This is a genomic window from Arthrobacter sp. AOP29-A2-19 (genome assembly GCF_058138025.1).
Genome location: NZ_CM176894.1, coordinates 2,343,769 through 2,363,957, shown reverse-complemented (window position 1 = coordinate 2,363,957; position 20,189 = coordinate 2,343,769). Strand labels below are relative to the sequence as shown.

General features: G+C 71.1%; 17 protein-coding genes. 11 read left to right on the top strand and 6 right to left on the bottom strand.

Features of this window, described 5'->3' with window-relative positions; all coding sequences use genetic code 11:
• The first annotated feature begins 249 nt into the window (after positions 1 to 249).
• A complete protein-coding gene (locus tag AC3ZJJ_RS10920; RefSeq protein WP_489891848.1) occupies positions 250 to 957 on the top strand; it encodes an alpha/beta fold hydrolase in 708 nt (235 codons plus the stop codon).
• Positions 958 to 1,138: 181 nt separating this feature from the next.
• Positions 1,139 to 2,098, top strand: coding sequence for an intradiol ring-cleavage dioxygenase (locus AC3ZJJ_RS10915; RefSeq protein ID WP_489891847.1), 960 nt, complete (start codon positions 1,139 to 1,141; stop codon positions 2,096 to 2,098).
• A gap of 92 nt (positions 2,099 to 2,190) precedes the next feature.
• Here AC3ZJJ_RS10915 and AC3ZJJ_RS10910 read toward each other — a convergent pair whose 3' ends face one another.
• Positions 2,191 to 3,861, bottom strand: coding sequence for a CYTH and CHAD domain-containing protein (locus tag AC3ZJJ_RS10910; RefSeq protein WP_489891846.1), 1,671 nt, complete (start codon positions 3,859 to 3,861; stop codon positions 2,191 to 2,193).
• Between the two features lie 142 nt (positions 3,862 to 4,003).
• Here AC3ZJJ_RS10910 and ppk2 point away from each other — a divergent pair, with 142 nt between their 5' ends.
• Entirely contained in the window at positions 4,004 to 4,939 is a 936-nt protein-coding gene (gene ppk2 / locus AC3ZJJ_RS10905; RefSeq protein ID WP_489891845.1) for a polyphosphate kinase 2, read from the top strand.
• A 114-nt stretch (positions 4,940 to 5,053) separates the two neighbouring features.
• Here ppk2 and AC3ZJJ_RS10900 read toward each other — a convergent pair whose 3' ends face one another.
• From AC3ZJJ_RS10900 to AC3ZJJ_RS10880, 5 genes are all read right to left on the bottom strand, one after another.
• The gene (locus AC3ZJJ_RS10900) at positions 5,054 to 5,308 is read right to left on the bottom strand and encodes a hypothetical protein (protein ID WP_489891844.1); all 255 of its coding nucleotides are present in this window, start codon (positions 5,306 to 5,308) and stop codon (positions 5,054 to 5,056) included.
• A gap of 209 nt (positions 5,309 to 5,517) precedes the next feature.
• Positions 5,518 to 6,156, bottom strand: a complete 639-nt coding sequence (locus tag AC3ZJJ_RS10895) for a CG0192-related protein (protein ID WP_489891843.1) — start codon at positions 6,154 to 6,156, stop codon at positions 5,518 to 5,520.
• A gap of 237 nt (positions 6,157 to 6,393) precedes the next feature.
• Positions 6,394 to 7,176, bottom strand: a complete 783-nt coding sequence (locus AC3ZJJ_RS10890; RefSeq protein ID WP_489891842.1) for an alpha/beta hydrolase — start codon at positions 7,174 to 7,176, stop codon at positions 6,394 to 6,396.
• 38 nt (positions 7,177 to 7,214) lie between these two features.
• Positions 7,215 to 8,399 (bottom strand): LLM class flavin-dependent oxidoreductase, encoded by a 1,185-nt coding sequence (locus AC3ZJJ_RS10885; RefSeq protein WP_489891841.1) that lies wholly within the window; start codon positions 8,397 to 8,399, stop codon positions 7,215 to 7,217.
• A complete protein-coding gene (locus AC3ZJJ_RS10880) occupies positions 8,396 to 9,745 on the bottom strand; it encodes an O-acetylhomoserine aminocarboxypropyltransferase/cysteine synthase family protein (protein ID WP_489891840.1) in 1,350 nt (449 codons plus the stop codon). The genes AC3ZJJ_RS10885 and AC3ZJJ_RS10880 overlap by 4 nt, the downstream gene beginning before the upstream one ends.
• Positions 9,746 to 10,034: 289 nt before the next feature.
• Here AC3ZJJ_RS10880 and AC3ZJJ_RS10875 point away from each other — a divergent pair, with 289 nt between their 5' ends.
• From AC3ZJJ_RS10875 to hrpB, 8 genes are all read left to right on the top strand, one after another.
• On the top strand, positions 10,035 to 11,618 hold the full coding sequence (locus tag AC3ZJJ_RS10875) for an ABC transporter substrate-binding protein (protein ID WP_489891839.1): 1,584 nt from the start codon (positions 10,035 to 10,037) through the stop codon (positions 11,616 to 11,618).
• A 36-nt stretch (positions 11,619 to 11,654) separates the two neighbouring features.
• Positions 11,655 to 12,704: an ABC transporter permease gene (locus AC3ZJJ_RS10870; protein ID WP_489891838.1), complete on the top strand. Its 1,050-nt coding sequence runs from the start codon at positions 11,655 to 11,657 to the stop codon at positions 12,702 to 12,704.
• Positions 12,701 to 13,585: an ABC transporter permease gene (locus AC3ZJJ_RS10865; RefSeq protein ID WP_489891837.1), complete on the top strand. Its 885-nt coding sequence runs from the start codon at positions 12,701 to 12,703 to the stop codon at positions 13,583 to 13,585. The genes AC3ZJJ_RS10870 and AC3ZJJ_RS10865 overlap by 4 nt, the downstream gene beginning before the upstream one ends.
• The gene (locus AC3ZJJ_RS10860; RefSeq protein ID WP_489891836.1) at positions 13,582 to 14,400 is read left to right on the top strand and encodes an ABC transporter ATP-binding protein; all 819 of its coding nucleotides are present in this window, start codon (positions 13,582 to 13,584) and stop codon (positions 14,398 to 14,400) included. The genes AC3ZJJ_RS10865 and AC3ZJJ_RS10860 overlap by 4 nt, the downstream gene beginning before the upstream one ends.
• Positions 14,397 to 15,257 carry an ABC transporter ATP-binding protein gene (locus AC3ZJJ_RS10855; RefSeq protein WP_489891835.1) on the top strand — a complete coding sequence of 287 codons (861 nt, stop codon included), beginning with the start codon at positions 14,397 to 14,399 and terminating at the stop codon, positions 15,255 to 15,257. Before AC3ZJJ_RS10860 ends, AC3ZJJ_RS10855 begins: the two co-directional genes overlap by 4 nt.
• A 24-nt stretch (positions 15,258 to 15,281) precedes the next feature.
• Positions 15,282 to 16,430, top strand: coding sequence for an LLM class flavin-dependent oxidoreductase (locus tag AC3ZJJ_RS10850; RefSeq protein ID WP_489891834.1), 1,149 nt, complete (start codon positions 15,282 to 15,284; stop codon positions 16,428 to 16,430).
• A gap of 13 nt (positions 16,431 to 16,443) precedes the next feature.
• Positions 16,444 to 17,079, top strand: a complete 636-nt coding sequence (locus AC3ZJJ_RS10845) for a sunset domain-containing protein (RefSeq protein ID WP_489891833.1) — start codon at positions 16,444 to 16,446, stop codon at positions 17,077 to 17,079.
• Positions 17,080 to 17,299: 220 nt separating this feature from the next.
• Positions 17,300 to 20,053, top strand: coding sequence for an ATP-dependent helicase HrpB (gene hrpB / locus AC3ZJJ_RS10840; protein WP_489891832.1), 2,754 nt, complete (start codon positions 17,300 to 17,302; stop codon positions 20,051 to 20,053).
• Positions 20,054 to 20,189 lie beyond the last annotated feature (136 nt).

Genomic DNA, 20,189 nt, shown 5'->3' with positions numbered 1-20,189 from the left:
CCTCCGGTGGCTTGGGTAAACTGTCGTGGCTGCCGCGGACAGGTCGGGCGCCGCTTCCATGATCGCCGCGTCCCGGACCGGAACCATAGCCGTTACGGAGTGTGGCTCCCCGCGGCGGACTGTTTAGCCGTCGGTCCACGGCAATCTTCGGATCGCTCCGGCTCCGCGAGGTCCTCCCTGCCGTGCGTTCCCACGGCAGTCCGCCTTGCATCTTCCCCAGCCAGCCCGGCACTGGGTATCGTCTGCCCCATGGACATCATTCTTGTACCCGGTTTTTGGTTGGACGCCTCGTCGTGGTCGGAGGTGACGCCACCCCTTGAAGAGGCGGGACACCGCGTCCACCCGCTCACGCTGCCCGGCAAGGAGTCGGCCGACTCGCCACGCGCCGGCATCGGACTCCGCGAGCACATCGACGCGGTGACGGCCGTGGTCGATGGGCTCGACGACGGCCCCGTGGTGCTGGTCGGCCATTCCGGTGGCGGGGCCATCATCCACGGTGTTGTGGACGCCCGCCCGGACCGTGTGGCGCGGGCCGTGTACGTGGACAGTGTCCCGCTGGGGGAGGGCGGCGTCATCAACGACGAGCTTCCCGCCGAGGGCGACCAGGTGCCGTTCCCCGCGTGGGACGTGTTCGAGGACGAGGACCTCGACGGGCTGACGGAGCAACTCAAGGAGTCGTTCCGCGCACGCGCCGTGCCCGAGCCGCGGGGCGTCGCCCAGGACAAGCAGCAGCTGGGCGACGAACGCCGCTACGATGTGCCCGCCACGGTCATCACGTGCGAATTCCCCTCCGAGATGCTGCAGGGCTTTATGGACCGGGACCACCCGTACCCCGCCGAACTCAAGCGCATCAAGGACTTCGAGATGGTGGACCTGCCGACCGGGCACTGGCCGCAGTTCACCCGCCCCGGAGACCTCGGTGACGCGATTCTCGCCGCCGTCGAACGGACCTCCTGAGGCGCCTGTCCGCGGCACTGCGGTCCATCAGGGGAGGGACGTGTCGTCAGGGTCGGTGAGCCGGCCCGACCGCCCCATAGCCCGCGGCCAAGCTCGCCACAGTTTCGCCACAGCATGCACTCATAGGCTCGTGGAAATCGAACACCGCAGCGTGTTCCCGCCCCCGAACCAGGAGACTGCCTTGACGAACGGACAGCCAAACACTCCCGCGGACCCGATGGCCCGCGTCCGCAACCGCCGCCTGCCCCGCCCGAACGAGGACATCGAGGACCAGGGCCTCGGCTTCGATGTCGAGACCCTGTTCCGACGCCGCAACGTGCTTCAGGCCTTGGGCCTCGGCGCGGTCGCCTTCGGCCTCGCCGCCTGCGGGGCGCAATCCGGGACAGCCTCGTCGTCGTCCTCCTCCGCCGGAACGTCCACCGGCGAGATCCCGGACGAGACGGCCGGCCCGTACCCCGGCGACGGCTCCAACGGGCCAGACGTGCTGGAGGCGAGCGGCATCGAGCGCAGCGACATCCGCTCCAGCTTCGGCGACTCCACCACCACGGCCGAGGGGATCCCCATGACCCTCGACCTGACCATCACGGACCTGGCCAACGGCGGCGTCCCTTTCGCCGGCGTCGCGGTCTACGTATGGCACTGCGACCGCGCCGGCGCCTACTCCATGTACTCCTCCGGAATCGAGTCGGAGAACTACCTGCGCGGCGTCCAGATCGCGGACGACGACGGGAAGGTGAGCTTCACCAGCATTTTCCCGGCCTGCTACTCGGGCCGCTGGCCACACATCCACTTCGAGGTCTACCCGGACCGCGACTCTACCTCCGACTCCGCCAACGCGATCGCCACCTCCCAGGTCGCCATCCCGCAGGACGCGTGCGACGACGTCTACGCCACCACCGGCTACGAGTCGTCGGTCGGCAACCTGTCAGGAGTCACCCTCGCCTCCGACAACGTGTTCGGGGACGACGCCGGCGCCAGCCAGCTCGGCACCGTGACCGGAAGCGTGTCCGAGGGATACAAGATCAGCCTCACCGCCGCCGTCGACACGGCCACGACGCCGACCGGGGGAGGCATGGGGGGACAGCCCGGCGGCGGCACGGGCGGACCGGGCGGCCCCGGTGGCCCCGGCGGAAACGGATAGGGGAGGGGTCGGCCAGAAACTGACCGGCGGGCGGCCTCTGTGCGTCAACACCTTTGGCGTGACACTGGACGCGGCGGTGGCCGGCCGCCGGGTCATTTCTTGAGGGAGGCGGACGGGAAGTCCTTCCACTGTGTGCGGAAACTGGCGACGGCATTGGAGGCAAGGCCCTCTTCCAGCGCGTGTAGGCGGCCGTACGTGAATCCGTCCTCGCCCTCCGCGCCGGCGACCGCACCGAGGCGTTCAAGCAGGCCACGCGTGACGACGCTGTCCTGGTGTTCGCCTAGGACCGTCTGCACCCGCTTGGCCGCCTCGGCCAGCCGGGCGGCTCGCTTCCCTCCGACGGGGACCGCCGCCTCGGCCGCATAGCGGAGCCGCTTGGCGCACTTTCGGGCCTCGTGCAGGGCGGCATCGGCCGCGTCGGCGCCTTCCAGCGGACCCGCTGCCTGTGGGGCCGCCTCCCGTGGGGCCGCGCCCAGCGGACCCTCCATCGGTGGGGCAGGAACCTTCCATGCCCTGACGGCCCTCCGCAAGCGTCGCGCATCGTGTGTGACCACGCGGGAGACCACCTTGAGCGCGGGCTTGTGGGCCAGCGAGGTGAACGGTGGATCGACCAGAATGGCGTCCAAGGCGTCGAGGAGCCGGAAGTACCGCTCCCCGTCCAGCGCCCGCAGCACCGCGTTGTGCGCATCCCGATAGGCGGCGTCCAACTCCAGATCGACGCGACGGGCAACCGGACCCATCACCAGCGTGTCCGGCTCCGACGCCAGCATCTCCCTCAGGCGGGCATGCATGACCTCGGTGTCGCGGGCGGCGCCCAGGACGCCAGCCAACCATTGGAGTTCCCCGCGCAACCGATTGGCGGCGTCCCCGTCGAGCAGCTCGCGGAAAGTCGCCAGCGTGGAGCGCATGCGGCGGGTCGCGACCCGCATCTTGTGCACCGCATCCGGAGCGTCCTCCCGCACAAGGGGATCCTGCTCCACCAGCGACCTCACCTGCTCACCCAGATAGGCCAGCAGGACGTCTCCGGCCGCGCCCTTGCGTCTGGGCACCGGGGGAGTCCTATGCCCCGTGGGAAAGTGGGGGCCCAGGGCGCGCTCCAACTTGGACGCGCTCGAGGACGGCCGGGCGCCCGCCGCGAGGAAGGCCCCCTGCACGACGTTGAGCAGTCCCCTTGTGCCCCCGGTCAGCTCGATATCCCACTCCCGCCACCGCCGTTCGGCGTGTTCCAGGACCAGTGTCTCGGCCCGCACGTGGTCGTCGACGGCGTCGGCGAGCGCCCCGCCGTCGGGCCCGTGGAGCCGGCGGATGGTGCGGCGCGTGTGCAGGCGGGCGACGGGGACCAGCGCCGCGTCCCTGACATGGACGCGGATAAGCCCGAGCAGCGCCTCCGGAACCGCCTCCGGAGTGTCCTTCCGGACCGCCTCGTGAGGGCCACCGACGTCGGCCCCACCCCGAGGTCCGCCGTCGTGCGCCGCCGATCCGCCGGATCCAGGACCGAACGGCGCGTGGAACTCGAGGCGCGCATCCGGTCCGGAGGGAAACTTGAGGTGCCAGCCGGCGTCGTACCCACCGGTGCGCCGGCGCAGGGTGATGCGCAGCGACGCCAGGCGCAGGTCCGGCGTGTCGAAGTACTCCGCGGACAGGTGGTGCTCCACGGGGTGGTCCACCGCGGAGACCCCTGCCAGCCCCGACAGGGAAGGGAACACAACCGCGTCGTCGACGTCGTACTTGCGCTCGACCTCGAGCGTGCTGGGGCTGGCCATGGCGAATTTTACCTCCGTCCTGCCACTGGGTGGCAGGTCTGCCGACGCCCGGAACGGACTGAAACCCCGGCCAGACGCTGTTCACCTCCGCGTCGGTCCGCCCCTGTTAAGATGCAGACCTCAACGACGCAGGGAGACTCCGATGGAGCAGGCAGACAAGCAGTGGACGCCCCAGGACACCTGGTGGATCAGGGACAACCTGCGGGAAACCATCGACCAGCTCGTCGGGCTCGGGTACCAGGTGCGTGGAGGGCAGGGCGAGGACCCCGAACTCATCAACCCCGGGGGCCTCGCCGTGGAGACCTGGCGCGAGGACTACCCCTACGACGAGCGGCTGTCGCGCGAGCAGTACGAGCTCGAGAAGTACAAGCTGCAGGTGGAGCTGCTCAAGTTCCAGTACTGGGGCCAGGACCACGACCTGCGCCACGTGATCGTGTTCGAGGGGCGCGACGCGGCGGGCAAGGGAGGGACGATCAAGCGCTTCACCGAACACCTGAACCCCCGTTCGGCCCGCGCCGTGGCGCTGAACAAGCCGTCGGACCGCGAACAGGGGCAGTGGTACTTCCAGCGCTACGTCCAGCACCTCCCCACCGCCGGGGAGATCGTGATGTTCGACCGCTCCTGGTACAACCGGGCGAACGTCGAGCGCGTGATGGGATTCTGCACCGACGGCGAGTACACCACGTTTATGGAACAGGCGCCGGTCTTCGAAAAGATGCTGGTGGACTCCGGCATCCACCTGACCAAGTTCTGGTTCTCAGTGACCCGCCACGAGCAGCGGACCCGATTCGCGATCCGGCAGATCGACCCCGTGCGCCGCTGGAAGCTATCGCCGATGGACCTCGCCTCGCTGGACCGCTGGGACGACTACACCGACGCCAAGGAGCAGACGTTCCTGCACACGGACACCGACCACGCGCCCTGGATCACCATCAAGTCCAACGACAAGAAGCGCGCGCGACTGAACGCCATGCGGTTCTTCCTGAACCAGTTCGACTACGAAGGCAAGGACACCTCGGTGGTCCACGAGGCGGACCCGCTGATCCTGCGCCGCGGGCGCACGGCCGTCGGCGACTGACCCGCGCGGCGGCCGCCGGCATTCCCCGCGCGGGGTTGTGGCCGCGATGCTGGCGCCGCGCCACCGTTACGGCCGCGATGCTGGCGCCGCGCCACCGCCAGGGTCTCGCCGCCGTTACGGCTGTGTCGCGTCGAAGAAGCGGCTCTCCGCCTCTATCGGCCGGGCCCGCACCTGGGTCTTGAGGAACTCCCGGTCCTCCTGCGAGAGGGTGGTCTCTCCGTGCCGGTCGGCCTCCGCGGTGACTCCGGTTTCCGAACAGATTCTCGCCACCACCGTCCGCGGCAGGATCAGGCACCCCGGATTCTGGGTGAGCCACTGTTTTGTCGCGGGACCGAGCCGGTACCAGTTGTCCCTGATGTTCATCTCCATTGATGCCTCCTGCGTAGGCCACGGCGAAAACGTGAAAAGGTGCGGTCGAATGGTGGGCTGGATGGTGGGTCGAGATCAGGTTACGCTCCGCGCTCGGCGGGCGACAGGCCTCGCGCCAACCCCCACCAGAGTTCACCTCGACGATGCTGCGCCGTCGGAAACAGGATCCCCCAACGGCGACGGGCCCTCCGACGATCAGAAGGGCGGGCCTAGTGCCCCTCGCGTGTCAGCGACGCCAGCTGGACGGGGCGCGGCTGGCCCTCCCAGATCCCGGTAAGTGCCCAGTTGCCGCCGACGTGTCCGCCGAGTTCGGGAATCCTGGCTATGGAGAGCACCAGGTCCCCGGAGCGGATCACGGTCTTGTCGTCCTCGGTGACCGGGTTTCGCTGGCCCATGCGCGGCGCCCGCGGCAGGACCGGCCCCACGCTCGCCAGCCGGACCGACGACGCCCGGACCTCCGTTCCGCCGTCGACCTCCGTGACCTCCTCCGCCTGTGGATCGCCGGCCATCATGGTGCCCACCAGCGCGGAGACGTAAGTGGGGTCGCCGCAGCCGTCGTAGACCCAGCGCTGCCCAAGGACCGAGTGGTGCATGGTGCCCACAAGCCACTCCTCGGCGCAGTCCAGCGGCTCGCCGCGGTAGGTCAGGGGGAGGTGGTAAACGGTCTCTCCGAGGTTCATCAGGAAGGTCTCCATGCCCACCTCGCCGTCGGGATCGTCGAACCGGTAGGAACCGATGCGGGCGAGCGCCGCGGTGTCTCCGCCCAAAAACCATGGCTGCGAGGGCAGCCACTGAGCGATCAGTTCCTGCTTCGAGGGCCGGAGTTCGGCCTGGTGGATGAGTGCCATGATCCCGAGTCTAGGTTCACTTCGGCCTGCGCGGGCGGCCGCGCCGCGTCGGCATGGTTCGGGCGGCGCCCGTCGTGACCGGCTTTGGCCCGTCCCGAGCGGGTTCGGCGGCCCGGCGCCGTCCCGACAAGGGCGTTTCCGGATGTGCGCGGGCAAACGCGCCCACGACGGGACGGCGCGCGGCCGCCACCGTCGGGAGAGGGCACGACGGCGGTGGGGCCCCGCGGCGGCGCGGCACTACCGGAGGACGGGGCCGCCGGCGCCCAGCTCCTCGAGGAACAGGACGATCGTCGCGGCCACGCTCCGGTGGATCTTGTCGTTGAACACGTCGCGCAGCCCGTCCGCGCCCACCACCAGCCGACCGCGGGGCAGGCGATCGGCCCACTCCACGGCGTCGTCCACCGGCACGACGGCGTCCGCCTCGCCGTGGAAGGCCAACACGGGAACCCCGACCTCTTCCGGTTCGGGCAGCAGCGACGGTTCGACGGCGGTGCCCAGCGCCCCGGCGTCGAGGTTGGCGGCGTCGGCGAGGACCGCATTGTGCAGGGGGCACGCCGAACGGGTTTCGCGGTCGGCCAGGGACGTGACCGCGGGGCCGAGGGGCAGGGCCGCGACCACAACGGCGTCGGGCAGGACGGCGCCCGCGCGTCGCCGAGACGTGCCGGCCACGGGCTCGGCGCGCCCGATGCCCGCCTCGATGTCCGCGCCGCCCACGGTGCCGGCGCGCAGCGCGAGGGCCGCGCCGGTGTCGGACCCGGCGAGGACGCGGGGCCTCGCGGGATCGGCGCCGGCCAGCAGCCCGGCGGCCAGGGAGCCCGCGGCCTCGGGATCGTTGCCCGACCCGGACACGATGTGCACGCGGTACCCGTCGGAGGCGATCCGCCTGCCGAACCGGGAGTAGACCCCCGGGTGTTCGCCCCGGCCGGCGAGCAGGACCAGGGTCCCGCGCGCGGTCGCGCCGGCCGCGACGTCGAAGAAAGCGGTGTCGGTTGTGGCAGGTCGTGCGCCGGTGCTGGTCATCACGGCCTCTCGGGGATGGTGGTGTGCGGGAGGTGGAACTAGCGCGCGGGAACCGGGGCGTTCTGCTGTGGTGCCGCGTCGGACGCGCTGTCCGTCGCGTCCCCGGAAACGCCCTCGGATGCCCCTCCGGACACGTTGTCGGACACACTGCCGGCCGCCCGAACGGCCGCCCCCACGGCATCCCCGGCCGCGGCGGACGAGGCCCGCACCAGCGGGATCACCTGCTCGGCGATGCGCTCCAGCTCCGTGTGCAGCGGGGACGACTGGATCAGCAGCAGGTTCACGCCGGCGTCCCCGAAGGCCAGGATCTTCTCGGCCACCTGTTCCGGCGTGCCCACGAGGTTCGGCCGCAGCCCGCGCGTCCCCACGGAGTACTCGCGCGCGGACAGCTCAAGGTCCAGGTTGGAGTGGCGGGTGAACTCCTCGAAGGAGGCGTAGCCGGGGGAGTTGGGGTCAACCGTTGTGATCCGCTCCAGCTCCGCCCGCGCCTCGGCCTCGGTGTCCCGCACGATCACGTACGCGCTCATCCCGATCTGCGCGAAGTCGCCGCCCTGCAGCCGCCGCCGCCGGGACTGCAGGTCCGCCGCCTTCACCCGCAGTTCCTCCACCGTCCCGCCGTGGGTGACGTACGAGTCCGCGAACGCCGCGATGGCCTCCCGGCCGCCCTCGGACTCGCCGCCGGCGTAGACGTGCGGCCGGTGGGACGGCTTGGGGGAGAGGACGACGTCGGAAAGATCGTAGTACTCGCCCGACTGGCTGAACGGCGTCCGGGACCACAGGCCCCGCAGCGCGTCCACGAACTCGGTGGACTGCACGTAGCGGGCGTCGTGCTCCGCGAAGTGTCCGCCGTATTGCCGGGCCTCCTCGGCCCACCAGGCGGACACCACATTCAGCGACAGGCGCCCGCCGCTGATGTCCTGCAGCGTGGCGACGGTCTTGGCCGTGATGGCGGGGTTGTGGAACCCCGGGCGGATCGCCGTCATGACCTCGAGCCGCTCCGTGACAGCCGCGATCGAGGCCGCCAGCGACCACGCCTCCAGGCTGGGCGCCTCGACGCCCTTGCGGTCGTTGAGGTAGAGCTCGGGGACCAGCGTCAGGTCGAAGCCCAACCGGTCCGCCTGCAGGCTGACCCGGCGGACGTAGTCCCAGGTCGGGGCCATGTCCTCGTGCTCCACGTTGCGCAGGAATCCGCCGTAGACGGGTGTCCAGTAACCGAACTTCATGCTTGCTCCTTGGGGAGGTTGGCGCCGGCCGCCGGGGCGTCCGCGAGGAGCGAATCGAGCGCGCGGCCCAGGTCCCTCACGAGGTCGCCCACGGCCTCGAGTCCGATCGAGAGGCGGATGGTGGTGGGCCCGATTCCCGCTGCCGCGAACTGCTCGGGGGTGAAGCGGCTGTGGGTGGTGGTGGCCGGGTGGATCACCAGCGAGCGGGAGTCGCCGATGTTGGCGACGAGCCGGAAGAGCCGCAACGAGTTCACGAAGCCGCCGACCCGCTCGGGGGCCGCGGCGAGGTCGAAGGAGAACACGGAGCCGACGCCGTCCGGCATCAGGCGCCGTGCGTCGTTGTGCCGCGGGTGGCCGGGCAGGCCCGGGTGGTGGACGAACGCGACCGCCGGGTGCCCGGCCAGGAACCGGGCCACCTCCAGCGCGGACTCGTTGTGGCGACGGATCCGCAGGTCCAGGGTCTCGATGCCCTGCAGGATCTGGAACGCGTTGAAGGGGGAGAGGCTCGGGCCGAGGTCGTGGACCAGCTTGGAGCGGGCCAGCGTCAGGAACGGGGTCCGCGCCCCCGTGAACGCGTCGTAGAACACGATGCCGCCAAACCGTTCGGAGGGCCGTGTGTACCGGGGCCAGCGCCCGGGGCGGCGGCCGAAGTCGAACGTGCCGGCGTCCACGATCAGCCCGGCGAGCGAGCTGCCGTGCCCGCCGAGGAACTTCGTGGCCGAGTAGACCACAACGTCGGCGCCGTGTTCGATGGGCCGAAGCAGGATCGGGGTGGGGACGGTGTTGTCCACGACGAGCGGGATGTCGTTGGCGTGGGCGGTGTCGGCGAGCGCCCGGAGGTCGGCGACCGAGGCCAGCGGGTTGCCGACGGACTCCACGAAGAAGGCGCGGGTGTTCTCGCGGACCGCCAGCTGCCAGGCGTCCGGATCGAGCGGATCCACCAGCGTGACCGCGATGCCGAAGTCGCTGAAGGTGTCCGTCAACAGGTCGACCGTCCCGCCGTACAGGCTGTTGGAGGCCACGATGTGCTGGCCCGCGCCGACCAGGGCGAGCAGGGCGACGGCGACCGCCGCCTGGCCGGACCCCGTCGCCAAGGCCCCCGCGCCGCCGTCGAGGTCCGCGATCCGCTGCTCCAGGACGGCCGCCGTCGGGTTGCCCGCGCGACCGTAGAGGTTCCCCGTCCGGCGCAGGGCGAAGATCTCCCGCGCCGACTCGAAGCTCTCGAACTCGAAGGCGGCCGACTGGTAGATCGGCACAACGGCGGTGTTCTGTGGCGTGCCCGGCGTGTAGCCGACCTGGACCTGGCGCGTCGCCAGCTCCCACGCGTCTTCGGCGTCGTAACTCACTCGTGCTCCTTGGGGGCTGGGGGCGGTCGCTTGTCTGCATCGAGTATTCGATCGGCCCGGGAACGACGGCGACTTTGCGGCGCTCGACGACGCGTTGCGACCCCGCAAGTCGTCCTGTGACGCCTCGTGACGCCCTCTTGTGACCTCGTGTTTCCCGCGACTTCACGGCGCTTTACAAACTTTGCGGCCCCCACGGCGGGCAGAAGAATCCTCGGCAAGCCCGGAACATTCTCGGCTCGGCGCCCCACCGGGGGCACAAGCCTTCCCCTTGATTGCGCAGGAGAGAACCATGAATCGTCTATTCCCCGCCCCGTGGGCTTCCCGTGAACCGGCGTCCGCGGCCCGCATCGACGTCAGCCGCAGGGCGGTCCTCGGAGGCGCCCTGGGCATCTCCGCCATCGCTGCCCTCAGCGCCTGCTCCGGTGCGGCCAGCGCGGGATCCAGCGGCGCCGCCGCGCAGGTCCTCAAGTGGGGATGGCGGCTGCCCAGCACGTGGGACGCGGCGAAGGGAATCGGCTACGACGTCCACGTGCTCAGCCTGGTCTACAGCGGGCTGACCAAGCTCGCCGTCGACGGCTCGGTCGAGCCGGACCTGGCGGAGGCCTGGGAGTACAACACCAAGGGTGACGCCGTCACGTTCACGCTGCGCGAGGGCCTGACCTTCACGGACGGCGCCGCGCTCGACGCCGCCGCGGTCAAGAAGAGCCTGCTGCGGGGCAGGGACACAAAGGACGCGACGGCGCGCCAGGCGCTGCTCGCCGTGAAGGACATCGAGGTCGTCGACCCGACGAACGTGAAAATCCTGCTCACGGAGACGAACTACCAGATCCCGCTGCTCCTGGCCGGCCTTGTGGGACACCTGCTGAGCCCGAACGCGATCGACGGCGGCGAGAACATCGCGCTCAAGCCCGTGGGTGCCGGCCCGTTTGTCCTGGAAAGCTACGTCCCGGACTCGCAGGCGACAGTCAAGCGCAACCCCGACTATTGGAACGCCGCGGAGATCAAGCTGGAGAGCCTGCAGATCCTGCCGAAGCCGGAGGCCACCGTGGCCGTCGCCGGCGTCACCTCCGGCCAGTACACGGTGGCCCACATCCCCGAGTCGCAGATCGATGCGGCCAAGGCGGCCGGACTGCGCGTGGACGTCAACAAGATCTACAACGTCCACACCCTGCAGCCGAACACCAGCATCGAGCCGTTCGGCGACCAGCGGGTTCTGGACGCCATCAGCCACGCCGTCGACCGCCAGGGCATCATCGACGGACTGTTCTTCGGGTACGGGGAAGCCGACCACCAGCCGTTCCCCAAGGGCCACCCGGGCTACAACACCCAACTGGAGGGGCTGTACGACCGCGACCTTGCCGAGGCCAAGTCCCTGCTGGCGGCCGCCGGTTTCGCGGAGGGCTTCGACACGGAGCTGTGGGTGTCCGCCGAAACGCAGAGCCAGCAGATCGGGGAGGTGCTGCAGACCCAGCTCGGCGAGGTGGGCATCAGGATCACCCTCAAGACGCAGCCTCCGGGCGCGGGTCTCACGGCCGCCCACGACTACCCGCTCTACCTGTCCTCCTTCTCCGGACGCGAATCTCCCGTGCAGGCCTTCGAGGTCCTCTACGACGCGGACGGCTGGATGAACAACGGGGAGAGCGAACCGAAGGGCCTTCAGGACGCACTGACCCTGGTCCGGGAGACGCCGCTCGACGACCCCGACTACGACAAGGTCCTGCAGGCGGCCACCAAGCTCGCCGTCACCGAGGAGTCGCCCCAGACGTTCCTCGTGAACTGGGTCCGCGCCTACGCCATCAACTCGAGCGTCAAGGGCCTGGACGCGTACGTGCACACGCAGCGCTTCGAGAACGTCGAACTGGTCGCCGGCTAGCGCATCCCGTCCGATACACGACCGAAGGAGGCAGAGATGGCCATCGACACCAGTGCGCGAACAGGGCCCGGCACCGGCCTTCCGGACCATGGGCCGGGCCGCGCCGCCGCCCGCCAAGCCGGGGGTCCATGGAGGTGGGGGCTCGCCTCGGTGGGCCGCGCGCTGTCCATCTCCGTGCCGGTCCTGCTGCTCTGCAGCCTCGTCACGTTCCTGCTGGGCGCGGCCGCCAAGCAGCAGCCGGCCGACCTGCTGTTGGGCGACGCCGCGACGCCGGAGGACATCGCCCGGCTCAACCACGAGTTCGGGCTGGATCGGCCCGTGCTGGTGCAGTACGTCGACTGGCTCGGGCACGCGGTCCGCGGGGACTTCGGGACGTCCTGGTTCACGGGCATCCCCGTGGCCGACAGCATGGTCCAGCGGCTGCCCGTCAGCCTGGGGATTGCCGCGCTGGCACTGGCCCTCGCCGTCGTCATCGGAACCAGCTTCGGCGTCGCGGCGGCCATCAGGCAGGGCGGGCTGTTGGACAGGACCGTCACCGTGGTCTCCTCGACCATCGCGACGATCCCGCCGTTCGTGGCGTCGATCGGGCTGATCGTCCTCTTCGGCGTACTGTTTCCCGTCCTCCCCACCGGCGGCTACATCGACCCGTTGGTCGACGTCGGCGGATGGCTGCGCAGCATCATCCTGCCCGCGATCGCCCTGTCGCTGGAGGCGGCCGCCGACATCGCGCGCCAACTCCGCACGGGACTCGTCGCGGCCCTGCACGAGAACTACGCCGTGGGGGCCATGATCCGCGGCTTTAGCCGGCGGCGCGTCCTGCTGCACCACGTGCTCCGCAACGGAAGCGGGCCGGCCGTCGCGGCCCTGGGACTGCAGATTCCCCGGCTCATCGGCGGGGCCGTCATCACCGAGGCGATCTTCAGCCTTCCCGGACTGGGGCAGCTGGCACGCGACGGGGCCATGCGGGGCGATGTTCCCGTGGTCATCGGGTCGCTCATCGTCACGGTCGTGATCGTCCTGATCAGTTCCGCGGTAGTCAACATTGTCTTGGGCGTCCTGCGCCCGGACACGAGGAGGAACGCATGAAGACACTCCGCCGGATCGCGGCCCGTCCCGCGGGTGCCGCCAGCCTCGCCGTCCTGTTTCTGGTGGCAGTGCTTGCGGCGTTCGGGCCTGCGATCGCGCCCAACGATCCGCTGGCGCAAAACGCCGCGCACATCCTCGAGGGCCCCAGCTCCGCCCACCTGCTCGGCACGGACTACGTGGGCCGCGACGTCTTCAGCCGGCTCGTCAGCGGGTCGACGCTGTCCGTCGTGGCGGCCCTCGAGGCGGTCGTCATCGGATTCCTGCTCGGCGTCGTCCCTGCCGTGGCGTCCGTCTACAGCGGGCGGGCCGTCGAGTGGGTGCTCCTGAGGATTTTCGACAGCTTTATGGCCCTCCCCTTCATCACGTTCGCCATCGCCATGGCCGCGCTGCTGGGGAACGGGCTGCACCAGGCGATGTTCGCCGTCGGAATCCTGGTGTCGCCGACTTTCTTCCGGATCACGCGCGCCGCCACGCAGACGCACAGCAACACGCAGTTCGTGGAGGCGGCCGTGCTCCTCGGACAACCCATGTGGCGGGTGGTCGTGGCGCACGTCTGGCCGAAGGTGCTGCCCACCGTCATGGTGACGCTGGCCGGGGTCATGGCGGGCAGCCTGCTTGTGGTCTCGTCCCTGGCGTTCCTCGGCATCGGCGTCGTCCCCCCGGAACCGACGTGGGGCGGCATGCTCGCCAGCGATCTCGGCTACCTGACGCAGCGGCCCTACGGGCCCTTGGCGCCGGCCCTGATGATCATGCTCACGGTGGGGGCGCTGGGTGTCCTGGCCGACCTGATCCGCGACGACGGCCGCGCGGACAAGCCCGGTTCCACACGCCGGCAACAGACCCGCGCCACGGCGCAAACCAAGGAGGCCGCAGCGTCATGAACGCACTCGTCGACATCTCAAACCTCGTTGTGGCGGTCGATGCGACCGGCGAGCAACTCGTCAAGGGCGTATCCCTTCAGGTTCCCCGCGGCGGTGCCGTGGGCATCCTCGGGGCGTCCGGCAGCGGAAAGACGCTGACCTGCAAGGCCCTGCTCGGAATCCTGCCCGCCAATGTGGGCATCGCCGGCGGCGCCGTCTCCTTCGACGGGACGGAGATCACCGACTTCGGGCCCAAGCGGTACAGGGACCTGTGGGCGCTGCGCATTGGCGCGGTCTTCCAGGACCCGGCGTCGTTCCTCAACCCGTCCGTGCGCGTGGGCAGGCAGGTCGCCGAGGTGCTGCGCGTCCGCTTGGGCAGGACGCGCGCGGAGGCGCTCGCCGAGGCCGTGGCGCTGCTTGGCCGGGTGGGCCTGCGCAACCCGGAGCGGGTCGCCCGCCAGTACGTCCACGAGCTCTCCGGCGGCATGCTCCAACGCGTGATGATCGCGATCGCCATCAGCTGCGGCCCGGACCTCCTGGTCGCGGACGAGGCGACCACCGCCCTGGATGTCACCGTCCAGGCCGACGTGCTCGACCTCCTGCGGGACCTGCGCTCCGAACGCGAACTCACGCTGCTGATGGTCTCGCACGACCTGGCCGTCCTCGCCAGCATGTGCGACCACCTGCACGTCTTCCGCGATGGGCGAATCGTCGAGCACGGGCCCACGGAACAGGTGCTGCGCAACCCGCGACACGAGTACACCCGCATCCTGATCGACAACCACGAGCGGTACGGGTTGGACACGCGCGTCCGGGTCGCGGAGGCATCGGCATGAGCGCCGGCAACGCGCAACGAATCCTCACGGTGGACCGGCTGGTCGCGTCGCTGGGGCACCCGAAGCCCACGCCGATCCTCCATGGCGTCAGCCTGCACGTGGACCGCGGCGAGGTGGTCGGCCTCATCGGGGAAACCGGATCGGGCAAGACAACCATCGCGCGCAGCATCCTCGGGCTCGTTCCGGGGGTCGCGGGAAGCATCCGGCTGGGCCCGCGGGACGTCACGGCCGCCAAGGGGCGGGCGCGCCGGAGGCTCCGCGTGGAGGGCGCCGTCCAGTACGTCTACCAGGATCCGCAGCGCAGTCTCGATCCCGACTTCACCATCGAGCGCAGCGTGGTGGAGGGGCCGGCGGCCCAGGGCGTCCGGCCGGACGAGCGGCGCAAACGGGTCGCCGAGGTCCTGCGGCAGGTGGGGCTGGACGCGTCGTTCCTGCACCGCAGGCCCGGCGAAATGTCCGGCGGGCAGCGCCAGCGGGTGGCCATCGCGCGGGCGCTCGCCGTCAATCCGGAGCTGCTCATCTGCGACGAACCGGTCAGCGCACTGGATCCGGAAAGCCGGATGCAGATCCTGGAGCTGCTCAGGGCGTTGGCGAGGGAACGCAACGTCGGCATCCTCCTCATCACCCACGACCTCGGCAGCGTGGCGGGGATCGCCGACCGCGTGGTGGTGCTTTTCCACGGGCACGTCGTCGAGCAGGGGGCGGTCTCCGACGTGATGGTCTCGCCGGAGCACCCCTACACCCGGCTTCTGATCGGATCGGCGCCCACGCTTCGCGGCGAAGGCATCGATCGCGCCGAGCGCCGCCGCCTGCGCGGGCTCGTGGAAGCGGACATCCAACTCAAACCCATCAACTGATCCACCCGAAAGGCAGAAAACCCAATGAGCGCAGAAATCATCGGCATGGTGTCGACACAAGAGGGTTCAGAGACGCGGGGCGCCAGCGGCCCGGCCGTGGATCCGGCCTGGTTGCGGGACTTCGCGCAAGCGCACGAGGAGGCGGGCTTCGACCGCGTGCTGATCGGGTATTCCTCCAGCTCGCCCGACGGGTTCGCCGTCGCCGCCGCTGTCCTGGCGGCAACGACGCGGCTCAAGGTGCTGATCGCGCATCGGCCCGGGTTCGCGTCCCCGACCGTCGTGGCCCGCAAGCTCGCCACGCTCGACGCGCTGTTCGGCGGCGGCCGGGTGGGCATCCACCACATCAGCGGCGGAAGCGACGTGGACCAGGCCCGCGACGGCGACTACACGACGAAGGAACAGCGGTACGCGCGCACCGGCGAATTCATCGACGTGCTCCGCAGGACGCTCGCCTCGCAGGATCCCTTCGACTACGAGGGCGAACACTACCGGGTCGACGGCGCCTACAGCGCCGTGAAACCCACGACCGAGGCCGGCATCCCCATCTTCTTCGGGGGCCTGTCCGGGGCCGCCGTGGAAGTCGGCGGGCGGCACGCGGACACGTTCGCCCTGTTCGGCGAGCCGCTGGCCGCGACGGCCGAGCGCATCGGGGCCATCCGGGAGGCCGCGGCCGCGCACGGCCGGGAGATCGACTTCTCGCTGTCGACCCGGCCGGTCGTCGCCGCGACCGAGGATGAAGCCTGGGCCAAGACCCGCGAGATCCTCAGACTGACCCAGGAGCGGATGGACCGCGCGGAACCCTCCGACGGCCTCCGGGTTGGCCACCGCAACCCGAACGAACGGACGTCGGAGTCGTTCGGGCGGCTCCAGGAGCACGCACGCAGCGCCGACGTCCACGACGAGCGACTGTGGTTCGGGATCACCAAGCTGGCGGCGCCGGGAGGAAATTCCACCGGGCACGTGGGAACCGCGGAACAGGTCGCCGACTCCCTGCTGGAGTACTGGGACTTGGGAGTCCGCAAGTTCCTGATCCGCGGCTACGACCAGTTGGGCGACGTGCGCCAGTGGGGACGCGACCTGGTTCCGGCGCTGCGCGCGGGCATCGCCCTGCGGGAAGCGGCGGAGGCCAAGGAGGCCGGGGCGAACCTCGTCGGAACCGGAGCTACCATTTAGCTATCGATTAGTCATGGCCGTCGCCGACGACGGCCTCGTTCCGTTGGGGGAAATCTTGAACAAGTTCATGCGCGGGTGCGCCGCCGTCGTCGCGGCCGCCTCGCTCGCACTCTCCGGCGCGGGCATCGCCGCCGCCGCACCGGCGCCCACACCGGCGTCGGTTGCGGTCGTCGCGGCCACGAAGTCCGCCCCCGTGGTCATCAGGACCATTCCGAACAAGACCGTGACCGGATCCGGAAAGGTGCGGATCACCCCGCTGGTGTCCGCCGCCAAGACCGTCGCCGTCACGTCCAAGCGTCTGACCGTCATGCAGGGCAAGAAGACCGTGGCCGCGAACGCCGCGTCCGTTGCCCTGAGGGCCGGCACCTACACCGTCACCACGACGGTCAAGTACAAGGCGGGCAAGGCCGCCAAGACGGCGACCAAGACCCAGAAGCTCGTCGTCGCGAAACGCCCCGTCAAGAGCACCGCGATCAAGGGCAAGAACTGTCCCAAGGGGTACCCGGTGAAGGGCAACCGGACCGGGAGCAACAAGGAGTGGAAGTACCACGTGCCCGGCGGGCGCTACTACAACATCACGGTTCCGGAGGAGTGTTTCACCACCGAGGCGGCCGCAAAGGCCGCCGGCTACCGCAAGTCCAAGCTGTAACCGGTCTCCGGTCGGCGTGCCCCCCGCAGCCCGTTGCATCAACGGGCCGCAGGGGGGCACTGCTGGTTTTGCCGGCTTGTTGGCGGAGGATGGACGCGCCGGGGAACCGATCTCGAGTCCCTTGCCGCCAAACGCGGGAACCGGCCCCCGCCGGACCGACGCCGGGCTCATCCGCACGCGGCCGGCCCTGCGGGCACCGCGCGCGGGGGAGAATGGGCGGGTGACTTCCACAGCACCCGCGCACGCCCGCGCGCATCGAGGCCCACGGTTCGACCTCCGCTTGATCGGCTCCGGCCTAGTGTTCGCGGAGTCGCTGGCGGACTTGGCGGAAGCGCTGCGGGCAGGGAACGACGCCGGCACCGCCGTTGTGCAGGCCCCGCCCGGAACCGGAAAGACCACACTCGTCCCGCCGCTCGTCGCCAACCTCCTCGCCGACCGGGCCGAGCTCGCCGACCTCGCCGATGAGACCGGCCGGCCCCGCGTCGTCGTCACCCAACCACGCCGCGTCGCCGCCCGGTCCGCCGCCCGGCGCCTCGCGTCCCTGGACGGCAGCCCGCTGGGGGACCGGGTCGGCTACACCGTCCGCGGCGAGCGCCATGTCGGCCCCGGCACGCTGGTCGAGTTCGTGACCCCCGGCATCCTGCTGCGGCGGCTGCTGGCGGACCCGGGGCTGGACGGCACGGCGGCCGTGATCATCGACGAGGTCCACGAGCGCGGCCTCGAGACCGACCTGCTCGTGGGCCTCCTCGGCGAGGTCCGCGAGCTCCGCGGCGACCTGGTCCTTGTGGCCATGTCCGCGACCCTCGACGCCCGTCGCTTCGCCGAACTCGTCGGGGCGCACGACCGCGCAGGGCCGGCGCCCGTCGTCGATTGCCCGTCCGCGCTCCATCCGTTGGACGTCCGCTGGGCGCCGGCGCCGTCCGCCCGCATCGATGCGCGCGGGGTGACACGCGCCTTCCTGGACCATGTGGCGGACACGGCCTCCGCCGCCCACCGGGCCGCGCTGGCCGCCGCTCCCGACATCGACGCCCTCGTTTTTGTGCCGGGCGCCGCGGAGGTCGCCCACGTGGCATCCCGGCTGCGCCGCGGGGTCGGCGCGGCAACCGACGTGCTGGAGCTGCACGGCCAGGTGGACGCCGCGATGCAGGACCGGGCCGTGTCCGGCCGGAGGCCAGGCGGGGCTCCGCGGATCATCGTCTCCACGTCCCTCGCCGAATCCTCGCTGACGGTGCCGGGCGTGAGGCTGGTGGTGGATTCGGGACTCGCACGCGAGCCCCGCCGGGACGCCGCCCGGGGGATGTCCGGCCTGGTCACGGTGTCCTGCTCCCGCGCGTCCGCCGAGCAGCGCGCCGGCCGTGCCGCCCGCCAGGGGCCGGGAACGGTGGTGCGCTGCTACGACCAGCGCACCCACGGTGCGGCCCCGCCCCATCCGACGCCGGAGATCGCTGTCGCGGACCTCGCGGCGGCGGCCCTGGTCCTGGCCTGCTGGGGCGCGCCCGGCGGCGAGGGGCTCCGGCTGCCGGACGCCCCGCCCGTTGCGGCGATGGCGGACGCCACCGAGGTGCTCGAGGCGCTGGGCGCGGTCGACGACGACGGGCGCGCCACCGCGCTGGGCCGGGCGCTGTCGCGGGTTCCCGCGGATCCCCGGCTGGCCCGCGCGCTGCTCGACGGTGCCGCCGTGGTGGGCCGGCGGGCCGCCGCGGAGGCGGTCGCCCTCGTCTCCGGAGACCTGCGGGCCCCGGGCGCGGACCTCACCAAACTCCTCGCCGCCCTGCGTTCGGGGCGGGACCCCGGCTCCCGCCGTTGGGCCGACGAGGTCAGGCGCCTGGAGGGCATCGCGCGGCAGGAGGGCCCCGGCGTCGTGCCCCCGACGGCACCCGTTTCCGAAGCCGGCTCCAAGAGAACCGGTCCCCAGGCAACCGGCTCCAGGGCAACCGGGTCCCGGACGGCCGAGTCCGCGGCGGCAGAGCCTGTGGGTTCCGGCGAGGCGCTGGGATTTGTTGTCGCGCTCGCGTTTCCCGGCTGGGTGGCGCGGCGCGTCGACGGGAAGGCGGGCGAAAGCTACCTGCTGGCGTCCGGAACCCGCGCGGGACTCCCGGCCGGCAGCACGCTGACCGGGCGAGAATGGCTGGCCGTGGCCGAGGTGTCCCGCGCCCAGGGTCGCGACGCCGCCGGCACCGGGGCCGTGATTCGCGCGGCGGCCCCGCTGGAGGCGGACACGGCGGAGGCGGCGGCCGCCCACCTCGTCCACGATCGGGTGGCGGCCAGATTCAACCAAGGCAAGATCGCCGCCCGACGCGAACGCACGCTGGGTGCCATCGTGCTTTCGTCCACCCCGGTCCGCCCCTCGGCGGCCGAGGGGCGGGAGGCCGTGGCCGCCGCGCTCGCCGCCGACGGCCTCGGGGTGATCGGTTGGACGGCGGAGGCCGACGCGCTCCGGCGACGCCTTGGCCTGCTGCGCCGCGAACTCGGCGACCCGTGGCCGGACGTCTCCGAGCCGGCGCTGCTGGCCCGCCTCGGCGACTGGCTGGCGCCCGAACTCGAGGCGATCGCGGGAGGCAAACCCGCCGGGTCGGTCCGCCTGGCCGACCCGCTGCGCCGGCTGTTGCCCTGGCCCGAGGCCGCCCGGCTGGGCGAGTTGGCGCCGGAACGGCTTGGGGTTCCCAGTGGCTCGCGCGTGCGGATCGAATATCCGGAGGTGGGCGGAGACGGCCGTCCGGTGGTGGCGGTCAAGCTTCAGGAGTGCTTCGGCTGGGCGGAGACTCCCCGGGTTGCGGACGGCCGGGTGCCGCTCCTGTTCCACCTGCTCTCCCCGGGAGGCGCGCCGCTGGCCGTCACCGACGATCTCGCTTCCTTCTGGTCCGGGCCCTACGCGCAGGTCCGGGCCGAGATGCGCGGGCGCTACCCCAAGCACCCCTGGCCCGAGGACCCGTGGACGGCGCCGGCCACGGCCAAGACGAAGAAGCGGATGTAGGGGCTCGGAGGGCAGTGCGCCGTTCGCGCCCGGCACCACGGTTTCGGTGTGACCAGCGACACGGAACGCATCGGTTTCATTCCCGGCGAGCCCCGGGCTAGGGTCGGTGTGATGGCCGTCGCATGACCCGCGTCAC

What these genes read in the sequence shown, in the direction of transcription:
- AC3ZJJ_RS10920 (WP_489891848.1), top strand. Translation starts at nt 250, where the DNA reads ATGGACATCATTCTTGTACCCGGTTTTTGGTTGGACGCCTCGTCGTGG.
- AC3ZJJ_RS10910 (WP_489891846.1), bottom strand. Translation starts at nt 3,861, where the DNA reads ATGGCCAGCCCCAGCACGCTCGAGGTCGAGCGCAAGTACGACGTCGAC.
- ppk2 (WP_489891845.1), top strand. Translation starts at nt 4,004, where the DNA reads ATGGAGCAGGCAGACAAGCAGTGGACGCCCCAGGACACCTGGTGGATC.
- AC3ZJJ_RS10900 (WP_489891844.1), bottom strand. Translation starts at nt 5,308, where the DNA reads ATGGAGATGAACATCAGGGACAACTGGTACCGGCTCGGTCCCGCGACA.
- AC3ZJJ_RS10895 (WP_489891843.1), bottom strand. Translation starts at nt 6,156, where the DNA reads ATGGCACTCATCCACCAGGCCGAACTCCGGCCCTCGAAGCAGGAACTG.
- AC3ZJJ_RS10890 (WP_489891842.1), bottom strand. Translation starts at nt 7,176, where the DNA reads ATGACCAGCACCGGCGCACGACCTGCCACAACCGACACCGCTTTCTTC.
- AC3ZJJ_RS10885 (WP_489891841.1), bottom strand. Translation starts at nt 8,399, where the DNA reads ATGAAGTTCGGTTACTGGACACCCGTCTACGGCGGATTCCTGCGCAAC.
- AC3ZJJ_RS10875 (WP_489891839.1), top strand. Translation starts at nt 10,035, where the DNA reads ATGAATCGTCTATTCCCCGCCCCGTGGGCTTCCCGTGAACCGGCGTCC.
- AC3ZJJ_RS10870 (WP_489891838.1), top strand. Translation starts at nt 11,655, where the DNA reads ATGGCCATCGACACCAGTGCGCGAACAGGGCCCGGCACCGGCCTTCCG.
- AC3ZJJ_RS10865 (WP_489891837.1), top strand. Translation starts at nt 12,701, where the DNA reads ATGAAGACACTCCGCCGGATCGCGGCCCGTCCCGCGGGTGCCGCCAGC.
- AC3ZJJ_RS10860 (WP_489891836.1), top strand. Translation starts at nt 13,582, where the DNA reads ATGAACGCACTCGTCGACATCTCAAACCTCGTTGTGGCGGTCGATGCG.
- AC3ZJJ_RS10855 (WP_489891835.1), top strand. Translation starts at nt 14,397, where the DNA reads ATGAGCGCCGGCAACGCGCAACGAATCCTCACGGTGGACCGGCTGGTC.
- AC3ZJJ_RS10850 (WP_489891834.1), top strand. Translation starts at nt 15,282, where the DNA reads ATGAGCGCAGAAATCATCGGCATGGTGTCGACACAAGAGGGTTCAGAG.
- AC3ZJJ_RS10845 (WP_489891833.1), top strand. Translation starts at nt 16,444, where the DNA reads ATGGCCGTCGCCGACGACGGCCTCGTTCCGTTGGGGGAAATCTTGAAC.